Source organism: Chimaeribacter sp. YP20170169, assembly GCF_056739715.1.
Genome location: NZ_CP176826.1, coordinates 109,871 through 135,354, shown reverse-complemented (window position 1 = coordinate 135,354; position 25,484 = coordinate 109,871). Strand labels below are relative to the sequence as shown.

The 25,484-nt window shown below is 60.3% G+C and carries 24 protein-coding genes; 6 read left to right on the top strand and 18 right to left on the bottom strand.

Annotated features, from left to right (window positions below):
- Positions 1–4 precede the first annotated feature (4 nt).
- Genes ACK3SD_RS19940 through purU form a run of 6 tightly spaced genes read right to left on the bottom strand, consistent with a single transcriptional unit; the run spans position 5 to position 6,909 of the window.
- Positions 5–607, bottom strand: coding sequence for a sarcosine oxidase subunit gamma (locus ACK3SD_RS19940; RefSeq protein WP_481127850.1), 603 nt, complete (start codon positions 605–607; stop codon positions 5–7).
- Between the two features lie 2 nt (positions 608–609).
- Positions 610–3,561: a 2Fe-2S iron-sulfur cluster-binding protein gene (locus ACK3SD_RS19935; RefSeq protein ID WP_481127849.1), complete on the bottom strand. Its 2,952-nt coding sequence runs from the start codon at positions 3,559–3,561 to the stop codon at positions 610–612.
- A complete protein-coding gene (locus ACK3SD_RS19930) occupies positions 3,558–3,881 on the bottom strand; it encodes a sarcosine oxidase subunit delta (RefSeq protein WP_481127848.1) in 324 nt (107 codons plus the stop codon). The genes ACK3SD_RS19935 and ACK3SD_RS19930 overlap by 4 nt, the downstream gene beginning before the upstream one ends.
- A gap of 10 nt (positions 3,882–3,891) precedes the next feature.
- The gene (locus ACK3SD_RS19925; protein WP_481127847.1) at positions 3,892–5,133 is read right to left on the bottom strand and encodes an FAD-dependent oxidoreductase; all 1,242 of its coding nucleotides are present in this window, start codon (positions 5,131–5,133) and stop codon (positions 3,892–3,894) included.
- Positions 5,134–5,143: 10 nt separating this feature from the next.
- Positions 5,144–6,046 carry a bifunctional methylenetetrahydrofolate dehydrogenase/methenyltetrahydrofolate cyclohydrolase FolD gene (gene folD / locus ACK3SD_RS19920; protein WP_481127846.1) on the bottom strand — a complete coding sequence of 301 codons (903 nt, stop codon included), beginning with the start codon at positions 6,044–6,046 and terminating at the stop codon, positions 5,144–5,146.
- Positions 6,043–6,909, bottom strand: coding sequence for a formyltetrahydrofolate deformylase (purU, locus tag ACK3SD_RS19915; protein WP_481127845.1), 867 nt, complete (start codon positions 6,907–6,909; stop codon positions 6,043–6,045). The genes folD and purU overlap by 4 nt, the downstream gene beginning before the upstream one ends.
- Positions 6,910–7,430: 521 nt before the next feature.
- On the opposite strand from purU, the gene glnT reads away from it, so the two are divergent.
- The 4 genes from glnT to ACK3SD_RS19895 are packed head-to-tail and all read left to right on the top strand — an operon-like array spanning position 7,431 to position 11,743.
- Positions 7,431–8,765 carry a type III glutamate--ammonia ligase gene (gene glnT, locus ACK3SD_RS19910; protein ID WP_481128048.1) on the top strand — a complete coding sequence of 445 codons (1,335 nt, stop codon included), beginning with the start codon at positions 7,431–7,433 and terminating at the stop codon, positions 8,763–8,765.
- 29 nt (positions 8,766–8,794) lie between these two features.
- Positions 8,795–9,718, top strand: a complete 924-nt coding sequence (locus tag ACK3SD_RS19905) for a class II glutamine amidotransferase (protein WP_481128047.1) — start codon at positions 8,795–8,797, stop codon at positions 9,716–9,718.
- Positions 9,718–10,401: a GltB/FmdC/FwdC-like GXGXG domain-containing protein gene (locus ACK3SD_RS19900; RefSeq protein WP_137765201.1), complete on the top strand. Its 684-nt coding sequence runs from the start codon at positions 9,718–9,720 to the stop codon at positions 10,399–10,401. The genes ACK3SD_RS19905 and ACK3SD_RS19900 overlap by 1 nt, the downstream gene beginning before the upstream one ends.
- A gap of 16 nt (positions 10,402–10,417) precedes the next feature.
- Positions 10,418–11,743 (top strand): FMN-binding glutamate synthase family protein, encoded by a 1,326-nt coding sequence (locus tag ACK3SD_RS19895; protein WP_137765200.1) that lies wholly within the window; start codon positions 10,418–10,420, stop codon positions 11,741–11,743.
- A gap of 45 nt (positions 11,744–11,788) precedes the next feature.
- Here the strand turns inward: ACK3SD_RS19895 and ACK3SD_RS19890 are convergent, their stop codons facing one another.
- The 11 genes from ACK3SD_RS19890 to hiuH all read right to left on the bottom strand — a co-directional run bounded on the left by ACK3SD_RS19890 (position 11,789) and on the right by hiuH (position 20,292).
- The gene (locus tag ACK3SD_RS19890; protein WP_481128046.1) at positions 11,789–11,926 is read right to left on the bottom strand and encodes a hypothetical protein; all 138 of its coding nucleotides are present in this window, start codon (positions 11,924–11,926) and stop codon (positions 11,789–11,791) included.
- Entirely contained in the window at positions 11,883–12,560 is a 678-nt protein-coding gene (surE, locus tag ACK3SD_RS19885; RefSeq protein WP_481128045.1) for a 5'/3'-nucleotidase SurE, read from the bottom strand. Before surE ends, ACK3SD_RS19890 begins: the two co-directional genes overlap by 44 nt.
- Positions 12,561–12,630: 70 nt before the next feature.
- Positions 12,631–12,900 (bottom strand): HPr family phosphocarrier protein, encoded by a 270-nt coding sequence (locus ACK3SD_RS19880; protein ID WP_481128044.1) that lies wholly within the window; start codon positions 12,898–12,900, stop codon positions 12,631–12,633.
- Positions 12,901–12,929: 29 nt separating this feature from the next.
- A complete protein-coding gene (locus ACK3SD_RS19875; protein ID WP_137765197.1) occupies positions 12,930–13,769 on the bottom strand; it encodes a class II aldolase in 840 nt (279 codons plus the stop codon).
- A gap of 5 nt (positions 13,770–13,774) precedes the next feature.
- On the bottom strand, positions 13,775–14,518 hold the full coding sequence (locus ACK3SD_RS19870) for a GntR family transcriptional regulator (RefSeq protein ID WP_481128043.1): 744 nt from the start codon (positions 14,516–14,518) through the stop codon (positions 13,775–13,777).
- Positions 14,519–14,691: 173 nt separating this feature from the next.
- A complete protein-coding gene (locus ACK3SD_RS19865) occupies positions 14,692–15,723 on the bottom strand; it encodes a zinc-dependent dehydrogenase (protein WP_481128042.1) in 1,032 nt (343 codons plus the stop codon).
- A complete protein-coding gene (locus ACK3SD_RS19860; RefSeq protein ID WP_481128041.1) occupies positions 15,698–17,215 on the bottom strand; it encodes an FGGY-family carbohydrate kinase in 1,518 nt (505 codons plus the stop codon). Before ACK3SD_RS19860 ends, ACK3SD_RS19865 begins: the two co-directional genes overlap by 26 nt.
- A gap of 67 nt (positions 17,216–17,282) precedes the next feature.
- Positions 17,283–18,674 (bottom strand): PTS galactitol transporter subunit IIC, encoded by a 1,392-nt coding sequence (locus ACK3SD_RS19855; RefSeq protein ID WP_481128040.1) that lies wholly within the window; start codon positions 18,672–18,674, stop codon positions 17,283–17,285.
- Positions 18,675–18,687: 13 nt separating this feature from the next.
- Complete coding sequence (locus ACK3SD_RS19850; protein ID WP_481128039.1) at positions 18,688–18,969, bottom strand: PTS sugar transporter subunit IIB; 282 nt, start codon at positions 18,967–18,969, stop codon at positions 18,688–18,690.
- Between the two features lie 49 nt (positions 18,970–19,018).
- A complete protein-coding gene (locus tag ACK3SD_RS19845; protein ID WP_481128038.1) occupies positions 19,019–19,483 on the bottom strand; it encodes a PTS sugar transporter subunit IIA in 465 nt (154 codons plus the stop codon).
- Between the two features lie 398 nt (positions 19,484–19,881).
- Positions 19,882–20,292 carry a hydroxyisourate hydrolase gene (gene hiuH / locus ACK3SD_RS19840; RefSeq protein ID WP_481128037.1) on the bottom strand — a complete coding sequence of 137 codons (411 nt, stop codon included), beginning with the start codon at positions 20,290–20,292 and terminating at the stop codon, positions 19,882–19,884.
- 367 nt (positions 20,293–20,659) lie between these two features.
- Between hiuH and ACK3SD_RS19835 the strand changes: the two genes are divergently transcribed.
- Together ACK3SD_RS19835 and ACK3SD_RS19830 are read left to right on the top strand one after the other, a co-directional pair.
- Complete coding sequence (locus ACK3SD_RS19835) at positions 20,660–21,637, top strand: DUF1852 domain-containing protein (protein ID WP_481128036.1); 978 nt, start codon at positions 20,660–20,662, stop codon at positions 21,635–21,637.
- A 27-nt stretch (positions 21,638–21,664) separates the two neighbouring features.
- Complete coding sequence (locus tag ACK3SD_RS19830; protein ID WP_481128035.1) at positions 21,665–22,696, top strand: methionine synthase; 1,032 nt, start codon at positions 21,665–21,667, stop codon at positions 22,694–22,696.
- 154 nt (positions 22,697–22,850) lie between these two features.
- On the opposite strand, the gene mngB is transcribed toward ACK3SD_RS19830, so the two are convergent.
- Positions 22,851–25,472 carry a mannosylglycerate hydrolase gene (mngB, locus tag ACK3SD_RS19825; RefSeq protein WP_481128034.1) on the bottom strand — a complete coding sequence of 874 codons (2,622 nt, stop codon included), beginning with the start codon at positions 25,470–25,472 and terminating at the stop codon, positions 22,851–22,853.
- Positions 25,473–25,484: the final 12 nt, after the last annotated feature.

The following is a 25,484-nucleotide window of genomic DNA, read 5'->3' as shown; positions in this document are numbered from 1 at the left end:
GGGGTTAACGGGAGTGGTGCGCGTCATCAAATTCGGCCATCGCATCGGTCAGCACCGGCCAGAAGTAGGCGGCGGTGGCGCTGTCCATCAGCAGCCAAAAGGTGGGCTGCGACTGCCGGGTGGCGTTGATCACTATCGCGCTGGCGCGCGCCACCGAGGTCTGGGCGATGGCACCCGGCGCAAAGGCACGCTCGGTGAGATCAACGCCGCACAGTTTTGCCATCACTAGCGCGGCGGCCTCGCCGCTGAGCGCCAGCCAGGCATGGCTGTCCTGTCGGGGCAGCAGGTAGCAGGCGGTGTCATCCAACTGCCACGCCGCCTCCTCACGCCACAGCCGATCGCCGCCCACTGCCTCGGGTGCCAGCAGCAGGTACTCGGTCTGCGACAACCGAGCCACCAGCGTGCCATCCGCTTGCCAGAGCGCCAGATTGGGCGCGGTGGGCAACTGGTAGCCGCGCCCGGCCAGCCACTGCGCCGCCTCACGGCCACGAAAGCCCACGCGGGCGCGCGGCGAGCAGTCCACCAGCGTCACCAGCGCATGGCCCGCCGTCAGGGGAGAGACGCCAGCGGTCAGGTGCGCCAGCGGGTAAGAGGGTTGTGCCTGCATGGTTACAGCTCCTGTCGTTGGTTATCCGCGTCATAGAAGGGCAAGGCCACCACCTGCGCCTCCAGCTGCACACCGCCCTCTACCCGCAAGGTGAGGCGCGCGCCCGGCTGTGACTGTTCAAAGGATGCATAGGCCATGCCAATGATGGTATTTAGCGTGGGAGAAAACTCACAGGAGGTGACGCTGCCGGTGATGCGGTCACCCTCCAGCACCAGATGCCCCTCCAGTGGCTGTGGCGATCCGGCGGGCAGGGTAAAGCCCACCAAGCGGCGTACCGGCGGCTGCGCCTCCAGAATGTCAATCGCCCGGCGGCCTACAAAGGCCGGTTTGGCACGGTTCACTGCCCACCCCATCGATACCTCCGCCGGGTGGGTCATGCCGTCGGTGTCCTGCCCGATGATCACATGCCCCTTCTCCAGTCGCAGCAGGCGCTGCGCCTCGACGCCAAAGGGCTGGATGTTCTCCGGCGCACCGGCGGCCATCAGCGCGTCCCAGAGCGCCGCGCCGTAGCGGGTCGGCACATGGATCTCATAGCCCAGCTCGCCGACGAAGCCCACGCGTAGCAGCCGCGCCGGGATGCCCGCCACCTCCCCCTGCCGACACGCCAGATAGGGGAATGCCTCATTCGAGAGATCCACGCCGGTGCAGACCCGCGCCAACACCTCGCGCGCCCGCGGCCCGGCCAGATTGACTGCCGCCCAGGCGGAGGTGACGTTGGCGATGTCCACATCCAGCCGCCACTGGGTGTTCCACCACAGCATCGACTGGTAGACGCGCGCCACGCCGCTGGTGGTCGCGGTGACGTAGAAGTGGTTCTCCGCCAGCCGACAGGCCACACCGTCATCAATGATCACCCCCTGCTCATTGGCCATCAGCGCGTAACGCGTGCGCCCCACCGGCTGTTTAAGGAAAGCGAAGGTGTAGAGGCGGTTGAGCAGCTCCGCCGCGTCCGGGCCGCGCAGCTCGATGCCGCCGAGGGTCGAGAGGTCAATCAGCCCGACATTGTTGCGCACGTTCATCACCTCGGCCTGCACCGCGCTGGCCTTGTCATGGGTCGGCGTGCGGCGATACCAGCCCGGCCGCAGCCAGTTGCCCGCGGGCATCATCTGCGCCTGCAACGCCAGGTGGCGCGCGTGCATGGCCGTGACGCGCCACGGGTCGAAGCCGCGCCCGGCCAGATGCGCCAGACTCTCGGCGCTGAACGGCGGCCGCGCGGTGGTGACGCCCGTTTCACTGACGCTGCGCCCGGTGGCCTGCGCCACCAGCCGCGCCGTCGGCAGGGCGGAGTGCCGCCCCTGTGATGGCCCCATGCCAACGGTGGAGAAGCGCTTCACCAACTGCACGTCGCGGTAGCCGTGGCGGGTGGCGTTGATGATGTCCTTGATTTGCAGATCCTCATCGAAGTCCACGAACTCCTTGCCCTTGGGGTGCGGGAACATCGGCCAGGGGTGGTTCACCTGCGGCAGCGGACGGCTGGCGGGCAGCGGCGCGGGCGCGTCAATGCCCAGTTGCCGCAACGCCAGAAGCGCGGCCCGCCGCCCATCCTCCTGCACCGCCTCCAGCGAGTGCCAGCCGTTGATCGAACCGGCGGTGAACAACCCGGTTGGCAGGTGGCTCAGGGAGAAGTTGGCCGTCTGGTCGTCGTAGTGCAATTTGCCGCCCGCCTGACACGGCAACTGCCAGGCGGGCATGTAGCCAGCGGACATGCCGAGCACGTCGCACGTCACGGCCTCGCCCTGCGGGGCCACCTCGCCCGGCGCGGTGATGCGGTGCACCTGTACCTGTCGCAGGCAGCCACGGTTATCGGCCTGCGCCTCCCAGACCGTCGCGTTCCGCCAGAGCGGCACCCCGGCCTGTTTCAGGCGTGCCGCCAACTGCGCATCGCTCGGGCCGGGGCGCAGATCCACCACTCCCGCCACCTGCACGCCCTGCTCCAGCAGGGTCAGTGCCGCCAGATAGGCGTCATCATTGCCAGCCAGCAGCAGCGCCCGGCGGCCGGGCCGCACCCCGTAGAGCGCCATCAGCCGCTGGAGCGCGCTGGTCAGCATCACCCCCGGCAGGTCATTGTTGCGGAAGATCACCGGCTGGTCATAGGCACCGGCCGCCACCACGCAGGCCCCGGCGCGCACCTTAAACATCCGCGCGCCCTGAATCACCGGCAGGTAGTGATCCTGGAACCAGCCGCTACAGGTGGCCCCTATCATTACGCGGATGCGCGGGTGGCGGTTGGCACGCTGGGTTAGCGCCAGCAGCGCCTCCTCCGCCGGTTGGGTGTCGGTGCCGAAGCGCGCCCAGTTCAGCGCGCCGCCCAGCAGCGGTTGCTGCTCCACCAATAGCACCTCCGCACCGGCATCCGCCGCCGTCAGCGCCGCCTGCAACCCGGCTGGCCCGCTGCCGATCACCATTAGGTCGCAGAACAGATAAGCCTTGTCAAAATAGCCCGGCTTAACCGCCAGATTCAGCACCCCCAGCCCAGCCTTGCGGCGGATAAGCGGCTCCCAGCGCTTCCACATCCCCTTGGGCTTGTAGAAGGCGCGGTAGTAGAAGCCGACCGGCATAAAGCGCGAGAAGAGTTGCAGCTTCTCGTCGCGGTCGTTCTCCAGCGAGCCGCTGTAGTTCTGCCCGCTGGCGCGCAGTCCACCGGCGATCGGCAAGGTGTCCGCCAGCACATTCGGCTCCTCCGGCAGTTGCACCAGCGTGTTGGCGTCCTGCCCTGCCAGCGTCAGCGCGCCGCGCGGGCGGTGGTATTTGAAGGAGCGCGAGAGGATCAGCCGCCCGTGGGCCAGCAGCGCGCTGGCGAGGGTGTCACCGGCGTAGCCACGGTAGGCGGTGCCCTCGAAGTGAAAAGTGATGGCCTGACCACGGTCAATCAGCCGCCCCATCGGCGCCGGCAGGCGGGCCGCCTCCGCCGCGCTGGCCGGGCTGTCCAGCTCCCCCAGGATGATCTCATTCATGACGCCACCTCCAGGCTGTCAGGCTGCGGGGCGGTTGCCGGGCGGCTCTGGCGCGCCGGGTGCGGGAAGCGCTCGGCGGGATCAAAGGTGCGCAGGATCTCGTCGGTCACCGTGTGGCGCTCCGCCAAAAACCAGTAGCTGGAGGGCTGGTGAAACCACCACTCGGTGACCACCCCGGCGGTGTTGTCGCTGTAGAAGACGTAATCCGCCCAGTCGCGGTCGCTGCACCCCACCTGGTCGGGGATCGCCTTCAGTTCGCCGCCGTAGGCAAATTCGCTGATATTGCGTGGCCCGTTGAGCGGGCAGTTCATCACTTTCATCGGTTATCCCCTAATGGCTGGCCGCCGTGGCGCCCATTTCATTGACCTGCCGGAACTGCATGAAACGCTCCAGACGGAATGGTGCGATCAGATCCGGCGTCTTGCCGCCGCTGGCGACCAGTTCCGCCATCGTCTTGCCGCAGATCGGCGTCGCCTTGAAGCCCCAGGTGCCCCAACCGGCGTCCAGGTAGTAGTTCTTCACCGGGCTTTCGCCCATGATCGGGCTGTAGTCCGGCGTCATGTCGGTGATGCCCGCCCACTGCCGCATCAATTTGGCCTGTGCGAGGAAGGGGAACATCTCAATGCCGTGGGCGATCAGGCTCTCCTTCAGGTCGAGGGTCGAGCGGGTGCTGTAGAGCGGATAGGGATCGGAGCCGCCGCCGAACACCACCTCGCCCCGGCTGGTCTGCTGCACGTAGCAGTGCAGCGCCGAGGAGCTGACCAGCGGGTCAAGGAACGGTTTCACCGGCTGGGTAACCATCGCCTGCAATGGGTAGCTCACCACCGGCAGGCGGAAACCGGCCTTCTGCGCCAGCTGCGAGCTGTAGCCCGCCACCGCCTGCACCGCGCAGCCACAGCGGATGGTGCCACGGTTGGTCTTCACCGCCGTGATGCGCCCCTCGGTCACCACCAGATCCTGCACCTCGGTAAGCTGGTGGATCTCCACGCCGCGTTTGGCCGCCTCCTTGGCATAGCCCCACGCCACCGCATCATGGCGGGCGGTGGCACCGTCGATATGCCACAGCCCGGCCAGCACTGGCAAATTGGCCGGGTCGAGGTTGAGGGTCGGCACCAGCTCGCGGATCTGCTGGCGATCGATCATCTCGGTACGGCCGCCAAAGTGTTTGTTGACCTCCGCCCGCTGGCGGAAGGCGCGCACCGTGGCGTCAGTGTGGGCCAGCGTCAACTGGCCGCGTTCTGAGTACATGATGTTGAAGTCGAACTCATTCGACAGCCCCTGAAACAGCTTCACCGATTCGCTGTAGAAGCGCACCCCTTCGGAGGTGAGGTAGTTGGAGCGGATCACCGCGGTGTTGCGCGCGGTGTTGCCGCCGCCCAGATAGGCTTTCTCCAGCACCGCGACGTTGGTGATGCCGTGGTACTTCGCCAGATAGTAGGCGGTAGCCAGCCCGTGGCCGCCGCCGCCGATGATCACTACGTCATAGTGTGCTTTCAAATCGCGCGGCGGCGGGATGTCCACCTCCGCCGGGTAGCGCGACGACAATCCATACTTCAGCAAGGCAAACGGCATGATCTTCCCCTTAGCCAGCGCACTGGAGCGCGGCGGCCTGTTGCTGCAACTGGGTGGCGGTGACGGTGTTTTGCATCAGGCAGGCGATGGTCATCGGCCCGACGCCGCCCGGCACCGGCGTCAGGGCAGCGGCCACCGCGCTGACGCTGGCAATGTCCACATCCCCCACCAGCTGGCTGCGTCCCTCGTCCTGCGTGATCCGGTTGATGCCGACGTCAATCACCACCGCGCCCGGCTTGATCCAGCTGGCATCAATCATCCCTGGCCGCCCGACGGCGGCGATCAGGATGTCCGCCTGTCGCGCCAGCCGGGCGGCGTCTTGGCTACGCGAGTGCAGCGTGGTGACGGAGCAGTGCGCCTGCAACAGCAGCGCGGCCATCGGCTTGCCAACAATGTTGGAGCGCCCCACCACCACCGCGTGTTTACCGGCCAGATCGCCGCCATACTCCGCCAGCAGACGCATACAGCCGAGCGGCGTACAGGGCGTCAGCACGCGCTGCCCCTGCACCAGCCCACCGGCGTTCTCCGGGTGGAAGCCATCCACATCCTTCAGTGGGGAGATGGCACGCACCACCCGCCCCTCATCAATGTGCGCGGGCAGCGGGAGCTGCACCAGAATGCCGTTCACCGCCTCATCCCGGTTCAGGTTGTCGATGGTCGCCAGCAATTGCTGCTCGCTGAGGGTGGCCGGGAAGCGGTACTCATGGGAGAGGATGCCGACCTGTTCGGCGGCGCGCAGTTTGTTGCGCACATAGACCTGGCTGGCCGGGTCATCGCCCACCAGCACCACGGCCAGCACGGGCGTCACGCCTTCGGCACGGCTGGCCTGCACCTGCTGCGCCACCTCGGCCAGCAGCCGCTGCGCGCTCTGTTTGCCATCAATCAGGCGGGCAGTGTGGGGTTGTGCCGTCATCGGAAGATCACCGTTTTGTTTTCGTCGAGGAAGATGCGGTGCTCGGCGTGCAGTTTCACGGCACGCGACAGCGCGATGGTTTCGGTGTTGCGGCCCACGGCCACCAGATCCTCAGGGCGGTAGGTGTGGTCTACGCGCTGCACCTCCTGCTCAATGATCGGGCCTTCATCCAGATCGGAGGTGACGTAGTGCGCTGTCGCGCCAATCAGTTTGACGCCGCGGTGGTAGGCCTGATGGTAGGGCATCGCCCCCTTGAAGCCCGGCAGGAAGGAGTGGTGGATATTGATGGCGCGCCCGGCCAGCTTGCGGCACAGGGTATCGGAGAGAATTTGCATATAGCGCGCCAGCACTACCAATTCTGCCTGCGTCTCCTCCACCACCTTCATTAATTCCGCCTCCTGCTGCGCCTTATTCTCTTTGGTCACTGGCAGGTAAATAAAGCGGATGCCGTCACGCTCGGCGATCGAGCGTAAATCAAGGTGGTTGGAAACAATTGCGCTGATGGTAATCGGCAATTCGCCCTTATTTTTCCGGTAGAGCAGATCCAGCAGGCAATGGTCGAATTTACTGACCATCAATATCACGCGCATTGGCACTGCGCGGTCAAATACCTGCCACTGCATCGACAGCCCCTCCGCTACGGCGGAAAAGTCCCGTTTCAGCGAGGCAATATCTGGCGTTACCTGCTCATTAAAACGGAAACGGGCGCGTAGAAAGAAGTGCCCCAAATGCTCATCATCATATTGTGACAGCTCACTGATATAGCACTGGTTATTGCTGAGGAACCCGGCAACGGCAGCAATAATCCCTGAGCGCGCAGGGCAGCTGGCCATCATAACGTAATCATGAGTATTCGCAGACATGGCGTCTCCACACAGATAAAGTAAAAGGTTTGCCGGCAAATATAAATGGCCGGCGCAACGCTGATTTTCATTTAGACAGGCTGGTGCTTAAAACTTTTAATTCAAAAAAATCGCCGTGTCGATAGATAAATTAAAATTTTATTCATTCCGCTTTCTGGCGCTATTTTATTTGGCAGATGAAGAAAACGGTTTACCGGCAAACATTTTCCGCAAATATCTTCACCCGCGCAAGCCCGTATTTATTACGTGAGGATGATGGTTATTTTGGGGCACCATCTTAGGGAATGATTCATTAATTCCAGCGTTATTTGTCGCTGCCCGGCCCTATTTTGTGGGCAAACTCCGCCCGATATTCGCCACTCGCTTTTTTAAGCCATTGAAAATGCTATTCATCCTGATAAATGCAGGAAATTGGCACGGAACCTGCTTTTGCCCAACAGTAAAAATTTATTCCTGTCAGGAACGGCCCCGACCACCTGACAGTGCTGACATCGCCCTTCCATCGCTGTTGAGAGAAAACTATGTCACCTGAACAAGCCGAACAGTTTTTACAAGAGAACCAGATCCGTTACGTGCTGGCGCAGTTTGTTGATATCCACGGGGCGGCTAAGACCAAAGCCGTGCCGGCCAAGTGCCTGATGGATATCGTCGAGAAGGGCGCGGGCTTTGCCGGTTTTGCCATCTCCGGCATGGGGATGGAGCCGCAGGGGCCAGACTTCTACGCCCGGGGCGATCTCAGCACCCTGTCGCTGGTGCCCTGGCAGCCCGGCTACGCCCGCATTGTCTGTAGCGGTTATGTCAACAGTGCGCCCCACCCCTATGACAGCCGGGTGGTGCTGCAAAAGCAGGTCGCCCGGCTGGCAGAGCGCGGCTGGGTGCTGAACAGCGGGCTGGAGCCGGAGTTTTCCCTCTTCAGCCGCGGGCCGGGGGGCGAAGCGTTGCCCGCCGATCCCAGCGATACGCTGGCCAAGCCCTGCTATGACTACAAGGGGCTGTCGCGGGCGCGTGGCTTCCTTGAACAGCTGACCGAGTCGCTGCAAGCGGTGGGTTTTGACGTCTACCAGATTGACCACGAGGACGCCAACGGCCAGTTTGAGATCAACTACAGCTACAGCGACGCCCTCACCTCTGCCGATCGCTTCACCTTTGTGCGCATGGCCGCCGGGGAGATTGCCCACGAACGTGGGCTGCTCTGCTCCTTTATGCCCAAGCCCTGCGCCGACAAGCCCGGCAACGGTATGCACTTCCACCTCTCCATGGCCGATGGGCAGGGCAAAAACCTGTTCTTCGACGATCAGGATGCGCAGGGGCTGGGGCTGTCGGCCACCGCCTACCACTTCCTCGCCGGGCTGCTACACCACGCGGGCGCGCTGTGCGCACTGGCCGCCCCGACCGTCAACTCCTACAAGCGGCTGGTGAGCGGCGGCTCCCACAGCGGCGCGACCTGGGCACCGGTGTTCATCACCTATGGCGATAACAACCGCTCGGCAATGGTTCGCGTACCCTATGGCCGCCTTGAGCTACGCCTGCCCGATACCGGCGCCAACCCCTATCTGGTGCACGCGGCGATCATCGCCGCCGGGCTGGATGGCATCACCCGCAAGCTCGATCCGGGCAAGGCGCAGAACCGCAACCTCTACGCCATGACGCCCGCGATGTGCCAGCAGGAGGGCATCTCCCTGCTGCCGCAAAACCTGAAAGAGGCGGTCGATGCGCTGGAGGCCGATGCGCTGCTGCGCGAGAGTCTGGGCGTGGCGCTGGTGGATGAGTTCATCCGCGTCAAGCGTCAGGAGTGGCACGAGTACCACCGCCACGTCAGCGAATGGGAAACCCGTCGCTATCTCGAATTCTTTTAACTACCAGCTGCTGAATCACGAGGATACTTATGTGTGGGATCGTTGGACTTTACTTTAAAAATGCCGCGCTGGAGCCGCAGTTGGGCGCACTGTTCACCCCGATGCTGATGGCGATGACCGACCGTGGCCCGGATAGCGCGGGTTTTGCCGTCTATGGCGATGAGTACCATGACGGCATCAAGCTGACCCTGCGCAGCGATCAGGAGAATTACAACTGGCCAGCGCTGGCGGAGCGCTTTGGCGTTGCCTTTGGCCGGGTGGATGAGTGGTTCCCACTGGCCGATGCCACAGTGTTCAAGCTGCCCACCACCGAGGCGTTGGCGCTGGAGTGGCTGTCCAGCGAGGCACCGGAAGTGGACGTGCTGAGCGCGGGCCATAGCATCGAGATCCTGAAGGGGGTCGGGCTGCCGGGCGAGGTGGCCGCCCACTTTGGGCTGGAGAAGATGGCCGGTAGCCACGCCATCGGCCACACCCGCATGGCGACCGAAAGTGCGGTAACGCTGCAAGGGAGCCACCCATTCTCCACCGGGATGGATCTCTGTCTGGTGCATAACGGCTCACTCTCCAACCACAACCGCCTGCGCGAGAAGCTCAAGCGCGCCGGTATCAGCTTCAAAACCGACAATGACTCCGAGGTGGCGGCGGGCTACCTCGCCTGGCGGATGCGTCAGGGCGACAGCCTCACCACGGCGTTGCAGAACGCGCTGAAGGATCTGGATGGCTTTTTTACCTTCACCATCGGCACCCATGACGGCTTTGCCGTGGTGCGTGACCCTATCTCCTGCAAACCGGCGGTGATCGCCGAAACCGACGACTACGTGGCGATGGCCTCGGAGTACCGCGCCCTCGCCCACCTGCCGGGCATCAATGACGCGCGGGTCTGGGAGCCGGAGCCAGCCAAAATTTATGTATGGGAACGCCTTAACCAACCAGCCACGGGGAGCCAGCGCTGATGAAAACCTACGATCTGAGCGCCGGGGTGCGCGAACTCAACCAAGCGCTGCATGACCCGGCGCAGTGCCGCGAGATCAACGCCTGGCGGGTGGTCAACCCGCAGGGGCAGCACAACATCGCCTGCGGCGTGAATGAGGCGGTGACCATCGACATCGACGGCCATGCCGGTTACTACTGCGCTGGCATGAACCAGCGCGCCGACATCACCATCCACGGCAATGCCGGTGTAGGGGTGGCGGAGAACATGATGTCCGGCAGCGTGCGGGTGAAGGGTGATGCCTCCCAGTCTGCCGGGGCGACCGGCAACGGCGGCCTGCTGGTGATTGAGGGCAACGCCTCGGCGCGCTGTGGCATCTCAATGAAGGGCATCAACATCGTGGTGAAGGGCAATATTGGCGCGATGAGTGCCTTTATGGCGCAGGCCGGTTGTCTGGTGGTGTGCGGCGACGCCGGTGAGGCGCTGGGCGACTCGCTCTATGAGGCGCACATCTACGTTAAGGGGCAAGTGGCCTCGCTGGGCGCGGACTGCGTGCAGAAAGAGATGCGGCCAGAGCACCTGAGCGAGCTGGCCGCCCTGCTGGAGCAGGCCGGTTTCACCGACGAGTCGCCGGAGGCATTCACCCGCTACGGCTCGGCACGCACGCTGTATAACTTCAAAGTGGATAACGCCTCAGCGTACTAAGGCACAGGAGCAGAATATGAGCGAAAAATACAACCCGACGCTGAGAGAGTCAGCCACCTATGACCGCGCGGCCATCGCCGAGATCCAGCGCGCCGCCGAAACCGGCATCTATGACATCCGTGGCTGGGGTGCCAAGCGCAAAGTGCCGCACTTTGATGACCTGCTGTTTCTGGGGGCCAGCATGTCGCGCTACCCGCTGGAGGGTTACCGCGAGAAGTGCAGCACGGAAGTCGTGCTTGGCACCCGCTTCGCTAAGAAGCCACTGGTGCTTAGCACACCGGTGACCATCGCGGGCATGAGCTTCGGCGCGCTCTCCGCACAGGCCAAGGAGGCGTTGGGCCGCGGTGCCTCGGCGGTCGGCACCTCCACCACCACCGGTGACGGCGGCATGACGCCCGAGGAGCGCGGCCAGTCCAGCAAGCTGGTCTACCAATATTTGCCCTCCCGCTACGGCATGAACCCGGATGACCTGCGCAAGGCGGATGCCATTGAGGTGGTGCTGGGACAGGGCGCAAAACCAGGCGGCGGCGGGATGCTGCTGGGGCAGAAGATCTCCGAGCGCGTCGCCAAGATGCGCTGTCTGCCGCAGGGCATTGACCAGCGCAGCGCCTGCCGCCATCCGGACTGGACAGGCCCGGACGATCTGGCAATCAAGATTGCCGAGCTGCGTGAGATCACCGACTGGCAGGTGCCGATCTACGTGAAGGTGGGCGCGACCCGCACCTACTACGACGTGAAGCTGGCGGTGCACGCCGGGGCAGACGTGGTGGTGGTGGACGGGATGCAGGGCGGCACCGCCGCCACCCAGGATGTGTTTATTGAGCACGTGGGCATCCCGACCATGGCGGCCATTCCGCAGGCGGTGCAGGCGTTGCAGGAGCTGGGCGTGCACCGCGAGGTGCAGCTGATTGTCTCCGGCGGCATCCGCAACGGCGCGGACGTGGCGAAGGCGATTGCGCTGGGCGCGGATGCGGTGGCAATCGGCACGGCGGCGCTGATTGCGCTGGGCGACAACCACCCGCGCTATCAGGCCGAATATGAGAAGCTTGGCTCCGCCGCCGGTTTCTATGATGACTTCCAGGAGGGGAAAGATCCGGCGGGCATTACCACCCAAGACCCAGAGCTGAGCCAGCGCCTTGATCCGGTGGCCGCTGGCAAGCGGCTGGCCAACTACCTACGGGTGCTGACGCTGGAGGCGCAGACGCTGGCACGCGCCTGTGGCAAGTCCCACCTGCACAATCTGGAGCCAGAGGATCTGGTGGCCCTGACCGTCGAGGCGGCGGCAATGGCTCGCGTGCCACTGGCTGGCACCCAGTGGATCCCCGGCCAAGGATTGAAATAGGCCATCCCTGCCATCCAGTGATAAGCCGCCAAGTGGCGGCTTTTTTTATGGCTCTCCCTGAGTGAAACGCGACGCCAGTTTGTTCCACGCGTCACGGTCAGTGCGCTCGAAGGTCAGCGGCGTGACGGAGATGTAACCGTCAGCGACGGCCGCCACCTCGCTGTGCGCTGGCAATGCCGTCACACCGTGCTCCACGCGGATCCAGAAGTACTCCTCTCCGTGCGGGTCGGTGGTGGGCGTGACGAACAGCCCTTTGACCTTGCCAATTCCCTGCCGACTCACCTTGCCCCCCTTGATCGCCTCCACCGGCAGGCGGGGGAAATTGACGTTCAGGCAGCCCACCCTCCAGCAGCCGCGCCAGCACCGGCAGGCAGAACTGCTCGGCCACCTGCCACTCCGGCGCGACGTCCTGTGGCTTGTCCTGGCTCAGTGCCACCGAGGGAATGCCGAGCAGCACGCCGGTGATGGCCGCGCCGACCGTGCCGGAGAGCACCGTCTCAAAGCCGATGTTCGAACCGCTGTTGATGCCGGAGAGCAGCACATCAGGCGGGGTGTCTTTCATCAGGTGCCTGACGGCCAGCGTCACGCAGTCCGCGGGCGTGCCATGCACGGCATAGCGGTGCGGGCCGCGCCGCTCCACCCGCACCGGCTCGCGCAGGCTCACCGAATTGGAGACGCCGCTCTTGTCGGTGGCGGGGGCGACAATCCAGACCTCATCGGCCAGGAGGGCGGCAATTTCTGCCAGCAGCGCCATGCCGGGGGCATCAATGCCGTCATCATTGGAGAGTAGGACGCGGCGCAATGGTTTTTCACTCACTCGGTTTCTCCTTATTCAGGGTGCGGGGCATCCTGAAGCATAGGCTTCATGATTAATGAAAAGGGGTGAATTACTCTTTTTCGCCGAACCCGTCGGCAAACAATCCTTTTATTTCGCTCATCAGATCCTGCTCATCCACGCCATCGCAAATAATGTCGATATGGGAGTGACCTTTTACCCCCGCGCCCAGGACGCTCATCAGCCCTTTTATTACCACCTCCTTGCCGTTATTAACCACCGTCATAGAGGATTCATATTTCTTCAGCGTTTTAATCAGGGTGGCGGCCGGGCGTGCGTGTAGCCCCGTGCTATTAACCACACGTATGCTTTCTCGAATCATTTTTCATCCCAATTGGCAGGCGGTATTGATTAAGAGGCGCGATTCATCATCTGGATTTTGCTGAAAACATCCTCCTCCACGGCCGCTTTGGCGCTGGTCATGACGCGCGCCAGGTTGGCCTCATTATTATTTTCCGTCCACGCCCGGCCGACGGCGGTAATAAAGGCTTTGCGCAGGTCACTGGCAATATTCACTTTCACGACGTTATATTTCACAAAGCTGCGGATAATCGCCTCATCAATGCCAGAGCCGCCGTGGATCACCAGCGGCACCGGGCAGATTGCGGCAATGTCCTGAAGCAGCGGGATGTCAATGCGCGGCACATCCTCCAGGCCATGTACGTTGCCAACGGAGACCGCCAACATGCTGCACCCGGTCTCTTGGACAAAACGCAGCACCTGCCGGGGATCGGTTTTGCAGTCTGCCTCGCTGACGTGGTCATCCTCCTTGCCCAGTATCGCCCCCAGCTCCGCCTCCACCGGCACGCCATAGGATTTGCAGAAGTCCACCGCCGCCTTGGTAAAGGCGATGTTCTCTTCAAACGGTAATTCCGCGCCATCAATCATCACCGAGGTAAAGCCAGCCCGGACGGCGTTTTTTACATCCTCCAGCTTTTTGCCGTGATCCAAATGCAGGCTGACCGGCACATCCATGACGGCGGCGCGCTTTTTCACAATCTCGTAAATATAGTCATAACCCGACAGCGTCGCGTTGGTGGGGGCGATCTGGATAAAATTCGGCAACCCTGAACGCTCAATGGCGTCCAAAATAGAGAGGGTGGTTTCCAGATTGGTGGTATTAAATGCCCCGGCCAAAACACGCTTTTCACGGATGCGGTCAAGCAGGATATTACCGTTGACTAATGGCATGATGGTTATCTCTCTCTTCGTTGAAGTACAGTACCTAAATAGTATTTATCTGACTTAAGCCAGACATTGCCAAATTCCACCGGCATGTCCTGCTTAAAGAACACCAGCTGTTCAAGATGGAGCACTGGCGCATCTTCATACACATCCAAATAGTGCCCACGCTCGGCCCCAATAATTTTGGCGGCGTAGCGGCTCTCCGAAAAACTGATCTTTTTACCGGACAGCTTTTCAATAGTAGGAAACAGGTTGTGATGGTTAAAATCCACTTCGGTAATGCCGGGGCAGTGCTCCAGGTTGATGCGGTTCTCAATCAGCATCACCTTCTCTCCCTCCACGCTGCGCACCCGTTTCAGGTAGAGGATGGGCGCGCCCACCGCAATGTTCAGCTTGGACGCCACCCGCTTGGAGGCGGCCTCGGTCTGGCACTCAATCACCTCAGTGCTGAACTTCAGGTGCTGGCTCTCCAGCGACTCGGCAAACGACAGCAGCCCCTCGCCCAGCGCATAGGAGATGTTTTCACTCTTCACGAAGGTGCCTTTCCCCTGCACCTGCACCAACAGCCCCTCTTTGACCAGCATGGTCACCGCCTTTTTGACCGTGCCGCGGCTGACACCCAGCATCTCCATGATCTGGTTCTCGGACGGCACACGATCGCCGGTGGTGAGGTCGCCTTTATAGATGTTGCCCCGGATCCATTCGGACACCTGTAGATAGAGCGGCACTTCAGAATCTTTCAAAACGGTATTCATCCCCATACTCCCTCGGTAGTTAAGATCGTCTATGTACGACTATGCACAAGTATCGCCCGAACATACCCCGATTTCCTGCCATTCACAAACGATCTGCCTCACAATTCCCGTGCAACTTTTCCCTGTCCAGCGACGGTACGCCGGGGATGGTCATGCAGAAAAACCCGCCGTGTTCACTCCATTTTTATGATGACTTTCAGCACGTTATTTTGGGGGTTGGCGGCGAACGCAATCGCCTCCTCCAGCTGCGACAGCGGATAGCTGTGGGTGATCATCGCCTCAACGTTGATGCGGTTGCGCCGGATGATCTCCACTGCCTCGGGCATCTCATAGGGCGAGAGGGAGTAGGTGCCGATGACCGAGATTTCATCGCGGAAGAAACGGCCGGCATCAATGTTGACCATCGGCAGGTGATCGAACGGTGAGAAGACCACCACCCGCCCACCGCGCCGCAGCAAAGAGATGGCCTGTGGCAGCAGCGCGGAGACCCCGGCGGCGATCACCACCACATCCACCCCCAGCCCGCCAGTCACCTCACGGACACGCGCCTCCAGATCCTCTTCCGCCGGGTTGATGGCGTGGTCAATGCCCAGTTGCAGCGCTAAATCTAGCTTGAAGGGCGAAAGATCGGAGACCATCACCTGCCCGGCCCCCATCATCGCCGCCAGTTGCGCGCTCAGCAGGCCAATGGTGCCCGACCCCATCACCAGCACGCTGCACCCCGGTGTGATGGCCGCCCGTTTCAGGCCGTGCAGGCAGCAGCCGATAGGCTCCACCATCGCCGCTTTCTCCCAGGAGATGCCCTCCGGGATCAGGTGCGTCAGGTGGTTGACGTGCAGCTCCGGCAGCCGGATGTACTGGGCAAAGCCGCCCGGCTCAATGTGGGTGCGCTTGAACTGCTCACACAGCGTGAAGTGACCACGGTTGCAGTCGTGGCAGGTAAAGCAGGGGACGTGGATGGCGGTCACCACGCGGTCGCCCGGCCGGAAACGGGTCACGCGGCGGCCCACCTTCACCACTTCTGCCGCCACCTCATGCCCCAATACCACCGGGCCAGTGACGGTCTGGTGTTGTGCCTTGTGGATGTCCGTCCCGCACAGGCCGCAACTCTTCATCTCCACCAGAATGTCGCCCTCCCCCAGCTCAGGGAGTGGCACCTCTTCATAGCGGATCACATCTTTACGGTAATAGACGCTGGATTTCATCATCTTGTCCTGTTGGGGTTTCAATATGGCTTTTTGCGTTATACAGCGGCAGATAGAGGCGCGTGTAGATCGCCTGGAAACGCGAGACGCTGCTGTCTGGCCGGTAGCGGATCAGCGCCCCCTCCGGTAGGTGGTGCTCCCCCGCCCATAGCCCGGCACCGCGGGCGCCGATGATCGCCGCCCCGAGGCTGACCGCCTCCGGCAGGGAGCAGGCCACAATCTCCCGGTTGAGGATATTGGCCTTTAACTGGAGCCAGTAGGGGTTCTGGCAGGCTGCGCCAATCACCATGATGGCTGGCCAGTGGTGGCCGGTCAGCGACTCATAGGTCTCCAGCAGCAGCTTCAGCTCAAAGCAGAGGCCGTGGAACAGAGCGCTGAGCAGCGCCTCTGGCCCGCTGTGCTCATCAATGCCGTAGATCATGCCGCGCGCAAAAATGCTGCGTTTCGGTGGCCCACTGCCACGCAGGTGCGGGATCAGGAAACGCTCCTGCGGCCGCTCCGCCGCCCCTGCCTGCACTAGCCGCTGGGTCATGGCGCTGAACTCCGCCGCGCTCAGGCCGAACAGCGTGCGAAACCACTCGATCGCATACCCGGCCGACGGCAGCGAGGCGTAGAAGGTGTAGGCGCCGGGCAGCACATGGCGGCCATTCGACACCCTCGCGCGGAAGTAGTCGGGCGTGGTGGCGGGCTGGCTACGCACCACCAGAAGCCCCTCGGTGGTGCCGGTGGAGTTGAGGATCTGCCCCTCATCACGAATACCGGCCGCCACCGAGCCACACATGTGGTCATGGCCCGCGATGGCAATTTTCGCCGTAGCCGGGATGCCCGTTTGTTCCGCCAGTCCCGCCAGCAGGGTGCCCATTGGCTCACCGGCGTTGACCAGTGGGCTGAACAGCCCCATCGGCAGCGACAGCGCGTGGCAGATCTTCTCTGACCACTCGCCAGCCTGCATATCAAAGGCCAGCGTGCGCGAGGCGAGCGAGTACTCCGCGCGCTTCACCCCGCTAAGGCGGAATGCCAGATACTCCGCCAGACAGAGCCAGCTCGCCGCCGACGTGGTCTGCGTATGCGCCAGCAGCCACAGGATCTTGTTCAGGCTGTAGTTGCTGTGCGCCGGGATGCCCGTCACCTCATACAGATTGGCCTCGCCGAGGCGATTGACCACCGCCTCATGCTGCGGCTGGGTACGGCTGTCATACCAGGTCATCACTGGGCCGATGATCTGATCCTCTGCATCCAACAGCACCCCCGCCTCACCGACGCTGGCGACGGCTATCGAGGCAATCTCCTGCGGCGCATCGACGGCGGCGGCCACCGCGGCCAGACTCGCGACCACACCCTGCCAGAGGGCGTGGATGTCAAAGTCAGCGCCATACTCCGTCTCTATTTTCGGCGTGGGAAAGCTCTGTTTATCCACCAGCGCGAAGTCCGGCAGGCGGTATACACAGACTTTGCAATTTGTCGTCCCGACATCAATACCAATTGAGTACATAGCTCCCCCCGTCAGGGCACATCACCTGGGAGAGCCAGCGCGGCCCCCCCTCCGTGGCAGGTATGGGTTATTTGGTCACCACGCTCTGTTGCGCGGCACGCACCTCTTCCTGCTCCTCCTGTTGCAGCTGTTTCCGCGTCATGCGGTAGAGCAGCAGGCAGGTGATGGCGACAATCGGGATCAGGATCAGCGCGATGGCATTGCCCTCAAACACCTTGACGGCCCAGAAGCGGAAGGGGTTGCCGCCATCCAGCAGGCTGGAGATTTCGCTGTCGGTGTTCATCGGGAAGTGGATACTCTTCGCCACGGCGGTCAGGATGGGGGCCGCTGCCGAAGCCACATAGAGGTTCATCGCCAGACAAGGGATGCCGATGATGAACGCCCGCGCAATGTTGCCCTTGCAGGCCAGCACCACCATTGAGATCGGCACCCAGATATTCGCCAGATCGCCGAGTGGCAGCAGGCGGTTGCCCGGCAGGATCACCGCCAGCAGCACGCCAACCGGGATCAGCAGCAACGCGGTGGAGAGCACCGAGGGGTGGCCGACCGCCACGGCGATATCCAGCCCGATGTAGAGGTCATCCCGGTCTGGGTAACGCTTGCGCAGATAGGAGCGCACTGCGTCCGAGAGCGGCAGCAGCCCTTCCATCAGCAGCTTGACCATGCGCGGCATAATCAGCATCACTGCCCCGAGGCTCATCGCCAGCGTCAGTACGCCCTTGACGTCATAGCGGGCCAGCAAGCCGATGCCAGCACCCAAGATCACGCCGAGCATCATCGGCTCCCCAAAGATGCCAAACCGCTTCTGGATACTCTCCGGCTCCGCATGTAGCCGGTTGATGCCGGGCACTTTGTCCAGGATCAGGTTCCCTAGCAGGCCAATCGGGAAAAAGATCGCTGAGGAGAGCGTCGGCAGCGAGATACCGGGCAGGTTGAAGTACTTCTGGATCATCGGCGCGCACCAGTCCGCCAGCAGCAGGGTGATGACGCAGGTGATACCCGCGATCAGCAGTCCCAGCAGGAAATTGCCGGTCACGTTGTAGACCATCGCGCCGACCATCGAGAAGTGCCAGAAGTTCCAGACGTCAATATTGACGGTGCGCGTCCAGCGCAGTGTCAGCATCAGCACGTTGATGCCAAGCGTTAGCGGCACCACGAAGGGCGCCACCTGCGAGGCCCATGCGATAGCAGCCAGCGGTGTCCAGCCCAGATCCACCACCGGCAGGTTAATGCCGGTATGGCGCACCATATCCTTGGCGGCCGGGCCGAGGTTGTCCAGCAGCAGCCCAAACACCAGAAAGATGCCGATGAACCCCATGCCAATGGTCAGCGCCGAGCGCAGCGCCCGGCTAAAGCCGGTGCGCAGGCAGAGCGCCATGATAAAGATAATGATGGGCAACATGATGGTGGGGCCAAGCCCCAGCAGATACTGTACCCCGCCATAGAATTTTTCGAGCATGGTCGTATCCTCATCAGCCCTTGAGCGTGGCGACAATTTTTTCCAGCAGCGCCTCTTCCCCAAACCCGGTCAGCAGCGGCAGGCCGTTCATGACCGGGGTTTGCAGGTTCATTTTTACCGCCGAGGTGACGATGATGATGTCCGCTATCCCATCTTGGCTGGCGATGGTGCCGATGTTGGACTGGATGGCCTCCACATTGATGCCCTGCTCTTTGCAGTAGTTGACCACTTTTTCTGTGGCGACGGCTGAGGTGGCGATTCCGCTGGTACAGGCAAAGATAATTTTCTTATTCATTTCAGACTCCACAAGGTGTAATCGGATGGTGGAACGCGTTGGGGCACGGTTAGTCGAGGTGGGCGGCCAGCACCTGTATCACCTCCTCTGGCGAGGCGGCATGTAGGATCTTTTCCATGTCGTCGCTCTGCTGGAACAGGGCGATCAGTTTCATCAGGAACTCAAGGTGGGCATCCTTCTCCTTCAGCAACAGGAAGAAGATGACATGCACCTTCATGGTCAAATCAGGATCTTCCGCCTGATTGAACACCATGCCTTCCGGGCAGGTCACCACCGCCAGCCGCTCCTCACGCACATGCTCAATGTCCACATGCGGGATCGCCACGCCCAATCTCTCCAGTTGCATTGCGGTGGGGTGATTTTGCTCGCGCAACAGCAGCGCTTGCAGGTAGCTCGGCTCAACGATGCCCTTTGCCAGCAGCGCCTCACTGATTTGGTCAAACAGAGCGTTGCGATCGGCGGCCGTTGGGTTGAGCCAGATCAGCCCCGGCTCCAGGGTGTTATTTAATGCCATCTTGTTTTCCCCAATTCTCCGTAGTGATTATTCGGCAGACCTGCCTACCGAGTTAGAATCAGGCATAGTTGTCTATATACAACCATGTCCAACTTGTACAAAAACTACTCTTCAAACCTTGCCAAGGGCAATTTCTGTTGGCGGGAATTGTGTTTGGCTTCACATAAAATTATTAGCGCAGCCAGCGTTTGCCATGCTTGAGTCAGCCAGTCGTTCGTATTAATTCACTGTTTAGTAAACGGTTTATTCGAGATGAGCGGAGTGCTGCCACGGAAAGCGAAAAGCGAGGCAGGGGGAGCGAGAAGGCAGATCACGTTGAGATGGGAGAAGATGCCGCCACAGGCTGTGGCGCATCTGTTACGGTGCCTGTGCAGTGCAAGGCACCGATTCTGACGCGGTTAGCTGCCGCGATAGGTTGAATAGCCGTACTGGCTCAGCAGCAGCGGCACATGATAATGCTCGTGCGTATTGCTGATGTGGAACTCCACCGGGATCTCGGGGAAGAAGCTCTCCTGCTTTTGCTCACTGAAGTAGTGTCCGACCATGAAGACCACACGGTAGTCGCCCGTGGCCGCTGGCTGTGCAGGCCAGAACTGTTTGATGCGCCCATCGCGGTCGGTCGTCCCCTTGTTCAACAACGTCCAGCCATTGCCCTGCTTCTGCTCCAGTGTTACGTCCACATTGGCGGCGGGTTTACCGGTTTGCTGGTTCAGCACATGGACGCTCAAAAGATTCTGCTCGGCGGCCACGGCGCTGGTGGTCGCGGTAAGGGCAAGCGCCAGCGCCGCCGCGGTAAGGTATTGTTTCATAGTGAATGCCTCTGTGTGGATGTGTCCCTGTTATAACTGGCATCCCGGATCAGGGAGCTGACGCCACCATGACAAAAATGTCAGATTGGCTAAGCCAGCCATACCTAAAACCTCACGTTCTACTCTGCAAACACGCTGCCCACCGCCATGAAAATTCAGGCCACATCGCCGATCATGAATTTGGCTCATGTTCGTTGAAAACAAATCACTTTTATTCAATTAAGGAATAAGGCATAAATTATGCATTGTCATCAGTTATAGAAATATGAAGACGACTCAATGAAAACGCCACAGATGAAGATCGGGAAGTCCTGATAATCCATTAATAAAATCAGTTTAATAACCGACATTAGGATACCAGATTGCGATGAATACAGAATTTACCTTTGCCATTAAGCGCATTCGCTTCGACGAAAATTATAATCCCGCTGAAGGCACGCGCATCACGACCAACTTTGCCAATTTGGCCAGGGGCGAAAAGCGCCAGGAGAACTTGCGCAATGCTCTGGTGATGATTGACAACCGCTTCAACTCTCTGGCGCACTGGGATAATCCTAATTCAGATCGTTACTCGGTTGAACTCGATATTATTTCTGCGGAGATGCGTGTTGCGGATAATGACCAGACGTTCCCGGTGATTGAAATACTGAAGACAAGCATCATCGACAAAAAAACCAACGAACGCATTGAAGGGATTGTTGGCAATAATTTCTCTTCCTATGTGCGCGATTATGATTTCAGCGTGTTGCTCTCTGAGCATAATAAAGGCAAGGCCAGTTTTTCCATCCCAGAAAACTTTGGTAACCTGCATGGCAACATTTTCAAATGCTTTGTTGAGTCAGAGGCTTACAAAGAGAACTTCTCCAAGTCACCGGTGATCTGCCTGAGCGTGTCGAGCAAGAACGTCTATCGCCGGACGGGCAATGTGCACCCTGTACTGGGCATTGAGTACCAGCAAAATGAATCCTCCCTGACCGATCGCTACTTCGCGAAAATGGGGTTGCAGGTTCGCTACTTTATGCCACCAAACAGTGTTGCGCCGCTGGCCTTCTATTTCCACGGCGATCTGCTCAGTGACTATACCAACCTTGAGCTTATCAGCACCATCAGCACCATGGAGACGTTCCAGAAGATCTACCGGCCTGAGATCTACAATGCGAATTCCGCGGCGGGAATTTGCTATCAGCCCAGCCTGAATTACCAGGATTACTCCTTAACTCGAATTGTTTATGATCGAGAGGAACGCAGCCAATTGGCGGTTGAGCAGGGAAAATTCACCGAGGAGCACTTTATTAAGCCTTACCAGACTCTCCTCGAAAAATGGTCTGCTGAATGCACTCTTTGATCAACTAAAAATATAAGGTCATCTATTATGAAAAAGTTATTACCTACTTCAACGGCTGGCAGTTTACCTAAACCCTCCTGGCTCGCGCAGCCGGAGACGCTTTGGTCGCCGTGGAAATTGCAAGATGAGAGCCTGATTGAGGGCAAACAGGATGCCCTGACGCTGTCCTTGGCAGACCAGCAACAGGCAGGCATTGATATCGTCAGTGATGGCGAGCAGACGCGCCAGCACTTTGTCACCACCTTTATCGAGCACCTTGATGGCGTGGATTTTGAGAAGCGCGAAGTGGTGAAAATCCGTAATCGCTATGATGCCAGTGTGCCGAGCGTCGTGGGTGCCGTGAGCCGCCAGAAGCCGGTGTTCGTTGAAGATGCCAAGTTCCTGCGCCAGCAGACCGATCAGCCCATCAAATGGGCCTTGCCGGGGCCGATGACCATGATCGATACCCTCTATGATGGTCACTATAAAAGCCGTGAGAAACTCGCTTGGGAGTTCGCCAAGATCCTTAATCAGGAAGCCAAAGAGTTGGAGGCAGCAGGCGTTGATATCATTCAGTTTGATGAGCCAGCCTTTAACGTGTTCTTTGACGAGGTGAACGACTGGGGCATTGCCACCTTAGAAAAAGCGATCGAAGGCCTCAAGTGTGAGACTGCGGTACATATTTGCTACGGCTATGGCATTAAGGCCAATACCGACTGGAAAAAGACGCTGGGCACCGAGTGGCGGCAATATGAGGAGATCTTCCCCAAATTGCAAAAATCCAATATCGACATCGTCTCACTGGAGTGCCAGCACTCCCACGTGCCGATGGAGCTGATGGAACTGATTCGCGGTAAAAAAGTGATGGTAGGCGCGATTGACGTAGCCACCAACACCATCGAGACGCCTGAGGAAGTGGCCGAGACGCTGCGTAAAGCGCTGCAATTTGTCGATGCTGACAAGCTCTATCCGTGCACCAACTGTGGCATGGCTCCCCTGTCGCGTCAGGTGGCACGAGGCAAACTCCATGCGTTGAGCGCCGGTGCAGAGATTGTCCGTAAGGAACTGCTGGCGAAATAATTCGCCAACGCCTCGATTACCCTAAAAAACTCAGTCCGGGCGGGCGAACTTATCCATCGCCAAAGTCCACCCGGACTGGGTATGCGTCGTGATATTGAGCCATTGCTAAAGCAATAAGCCACGCAAACGTGGCTTAAGACAAATATCAAAAAGACTATTTCAGCGTGACGCGCCAGGTCTGTGACTGACAGGGCCGCAGCCTCTCTGTCACCGTTTCCTCGCTATTACGCGGTTGTTCATTCATGCCGACGGTGGTGATCTCCGTAGCCTGATTAAACATGACCGTGGCATCACAATCTGTCGCCGCCGAAGGGTTAAACAGGCGCAGAATAAGTGCCTCGCTATCCTCTGCCTTTTTCAGCGCACTGAGCTGGCAGCCCACCGGCGGCATCCGCAGCAGGCTGTAATAGATTGGCGTGGTGATCTCCGCCTGATTCAGCTTCATCGCATTCCACGGGATTTTGTTATAACACTGCACGGGCGTCAGCCATGATCTGGCCTGTTGCGCCACCCCAGCCTCTTCCGGCGTGCCGGTAAAGCTCAGCAGGCTAAAGCGGCAGGTCAGCGAACCGCGCATCTGCGAATCAGGCACCGGCATTTTAATGCCCGACGGCCTGCCGGGGCGCAGGAGCAGATCCTCTTTACCCAGCAGCCCCACACCGCGCAGCAGCGTCAGGGCGAAGGTTTTCTCCTTCTCGCCGATGATTTCAAATTCGCGCAGCCCTTCGGTAAACAGCGCCATACCGTGCCGTTCCTGTTGCAGGAGCGCATAATTGAGCATATTCCACACCGGCACCGGCGCTTCCTTCCAGCCCTCCTCTTCCCAGCTCGCCATGGCGCTGTCGCGCACCGGACGGGAAATGGCGCCAAACTGGGTATCCGCCAGCACCGACTCGGTGATAAACGGCGTGGGGATCAGCACGCGCACGCGGTGGTCATTGGCCTGATTGTCGAGACGCACCACCACATCGATACGGCGGCTGTGATGCCCAAGGGTCACTTCCACTTCCACGCCAAGGCTACCGCTGGTTTTACCCGCCGCGCGCTCAGCCAGATCCTGCGGCACCGCCAAACGATAGCGAATAAGCGCCCTGCTCTGCCAGGCCTCATGGAGTATCTCATACTCACAGCAGCTGGCCTGCGCCGAGGTGATCACCCGATCATCACGTGCTGGTGAGTAGTCATACTCGTCGCCATCATCAGACCCCTCCTCCAGCTCCAGCACTCGGTCATAAGTCAGGCCGCTCTCTTTATCGCGCAGTTGCAGCGTGCCATCGGCATTAATCGACACCCGCCAGAAGGCGTTTTCCAGCACCTTCTGTCCTGCCGCCGCGTGCTGTTGTTCGCCCACGACACCTGGCTCGATAAACAGCGTAGCGTAGCCCATCGCGGGCAATGTCTGGTGAAGCTGAATATCGTATTCCATAAACGGCTCATAGTTGCCGTAATGGACAATCTGACGATCGATCAGGCCCGGATCCAGCTCCCGCTGCTGACGAATAAAGAACGGCACGCTACGCCCTTGGGCATCAACAATGCGGAACTGACTGGCGCGCAGACGGAGAGTAGTGTTAATCACCTCTTCACGCGGGAACGGCATCAGGTTGAAGCACACCAGCTTGTCAGCAGCGCTTTGCGGCATGTTGTCGGTGATTTTGCGCATATAAAAGCGCGTCAGGTTGTCGGCCATGTCTTCTGCCAGCGCAAAGCGCGCGAGGATTTCGCCGTGAACCTGATCGCTACAGCAGCAGCCGATGCTGTCATGGGCGTGATTTTTTAAGATCTCTTTCCACATCTTCTCCAGCAGGCCGTGGTGATAGTCAAAGCCCAGCGTCCAGGCGATGGTTGCCAGGGGTTCGAGCAGATTGACAATCTTATTCTCGATTCGGGCATGGGCGAGTTTGATATCCATGCGCGTGGAGCCGATAGTGCGGTGGACGCGCATATATTTGCCGTCGATAAACTCCCCTTTCAGCGTGGCGAGCGTTTCGCGCTGTGCCTCAATGCACGCAAACACCTGCTCGAAACGGCTCATCACAAATTCGCGCTGTGGGTAGATTTTCCTGAGCGTGTCCATCACCGCAAAAATGTTTTGCTGCAACGGCATCTGGTCGTGGCCGTTGGGCAGCAAAATCTCCTTGGTGAGCGAGGCGTTTTCCAGCACCGTGAAATAGCTGTCGAGGCGTTTGCGCAGCCCCGCCTCATCCTCCGGTAAGTATTTACCAATCGCGTAGCCCAGCGGCAGCACCTGCGCCACCACTTCGCTGCCATCTTCGCTCTGCCATAAAAACTCGGTTTTGTCAGTGCCGTGCCGCTCCGAGCAGCCGCGCCAGAACATAGTGCGCGTAATGCCAAAGCCGTTATAGATATGCGGCATCTGCGCCGACATGCCAAACGAATCGGGCAGATAGCCGATTTTCATTGGCTCGCCAAAGGCCATGCAGTCGCGCATCCCGTACAGCAGATTGCGCACGATGGACTCGCCCGCCACGATGCTGGTGTCTGTCTGGGTGTACCAGGGGCCGATAATCAGTTTGCCTGCCTCAACCAGCGCTTTTACACGCGGCCGGCTTTCGGGCTTCACGGCAAAATAATCCTCCAGCACTGCCGTCTGACCGTCGAGCACGTAATATTTGTACTCCGCATCCTGTTCCAGACGGGTGAGGATCTCTTCCATATTGTTGACGAGCAAGATACGGGACTCTTCGGTGGTGAAATACCACTCCCGATCCCAGTGCATATGTGGGGTAATGTGAACGCAAGATACAGCTTTCATCCGGATATCCTG

Coding starts and splice junctions, on each gene's coding strand:
- ACK3SD_RS19940 (WP_481127850.1), bottom strand. CDS start 607: ATGCAGGCACAACCCTCTTACCCGCTGGCGCACCTGACCGCTGGCGTC.
- ACK3SD_RS19935 (WP_481127849.1), bottom strand. CDS start 3,561: ATGAATGAGATCATCCTGGGGGAGCTGGACAGCCCGGCCAGCGCGGCG.
- ACK3SD_RS19930 (WP_481127848.1), bottom strand. CDS start 3,881: ATGAAAGTGATGAACTGCCCGCTCAACGGGCCACGCAATATCAGCGAA.
- ACK3SD_RS19925 (WP_481127847.1), bottom strand. CDS start 5,133: ATGCCGTTTGCCTTGCTGAAGTATGGATTGTCGTCGCGCTACCCGGCG.
- folD (WP_481127846.1), bottom strand. CDS start 6,046: ATGACGGCACAACCCCACACTGCCCGCCTGATTGATGGCAAACAGAGC.
- purU (WP_481127845.1), bottom strand. CDS start 6,909: ATGTCTGCGAATACTCATGATTACGTTATGATGGCCAGCTGCCCTGCG.
- glnT (WP_481128048.1), top strand. CDS start 7,431: ATGTCACCTGAACAAGCCGAACAGTTTTTACAAGAGAACCAGATCCGT.
- ACK3SD_RS19905 (WP_481128047.1), top strand. CDS start 8,795: ATGTGTGGGATCGTTGGACTTTACTTTAAAAATGCCGCGCTGGAGCCG.
- ACK3SD_RS19900 (WP_137765201.1), top strand. CDS start 9,718: ATGAAAACCTACGATCTGAGCGCCGGGGTGCGCGAACTCAACCAAGCG.
- ACK3SD_RS19895 (WP_137765200.1), top strand. CDS start 10,418: ATGAGCGAAAAATACAACCCGACGCTGAGAGAGTCAGCCACCTATGAC.
- ACK3SD_RS19880 (WP_481128044.1), bottom strand. CDS start 12,900: ATGATTCGAGAAAGCATACGTGTGGTTAATAGCACGGGGCTACACGCA.
- ACK3SD_RS19875 (WP_137765197.1), bottom strand. CDS start 13,769: ATGCCATTAGTCAACGGTAATATCCTGCTTGACCGCATCCGTGAAAAG.
- ACK3SD_RS19870 (WP_481128043.1), bottom strand. CDS start 14,518: ATGAATACCGTTTTGAAAGATTCTGAAGTGCCGCTCTATCTACAGGTG.
- ACK3SD_RS19865 (WP_481128042.1), bottom strand. CDS start 15,723: ATGAAATCCAGCGTCTATTACCGTAAAGATGTGATCCGCTATGAAGAG.
- ACK3SD_RS19860 (WP_481128041.1), bottom strand. CDS start 17,215: ATGTACTCAATTGGTATTGATGTCGGGACGACAAATTGCAAAGTCTGT.
- ACK3SD_RS19855 (WP_481128040.1), bottom strand. CDS start 18,674: ATGCTCGAAAAATTCTATGGCGGGGTACAGTATCTGCTGGGGCTTGGC.
- ACK3SD_RS19850 (WP_481128039.1), bottom strand. CDS start 18,969: ATGAATAAGAAAATTATCTTTGCCTGTACCAGCGGAATCGCCACCTCA.
- ACK3SD_RS19845 (WP_481128038.1), bottom strand. CDS start 19,483: ATGGCATTAAATAACACCCTGGAGCCGGGGCTGATCTGGCTCAACCCA.
- hiuH (WP_481128037.1), bottom strand. CDS start 20,292: ATGAAACAATACCTTACCGCGGCGGCGCTGGCGCTTGCCCTTACCGCG.
- ACK3SD_RS19835 (WP_481128036.1), top strand. CDS start 20,660: ATGAATACAGAATTTACCTTTGCCATTAAGCGCATTCGCTTCGACGAA.
- ACK3SD_RS19830 (WP_481128035.1), top strand. CDS start 21,665: ATGAAAAAGTTATTACCTACTTCAACGGCTGGCAGTTTACCTAAACCC.
- mngB (WP_481128034.1), bottom strand. CDS start 25,472: ATGAAAGCTGTATCTTGCGTTCACATTACCCCACATATGCACTGGGAT.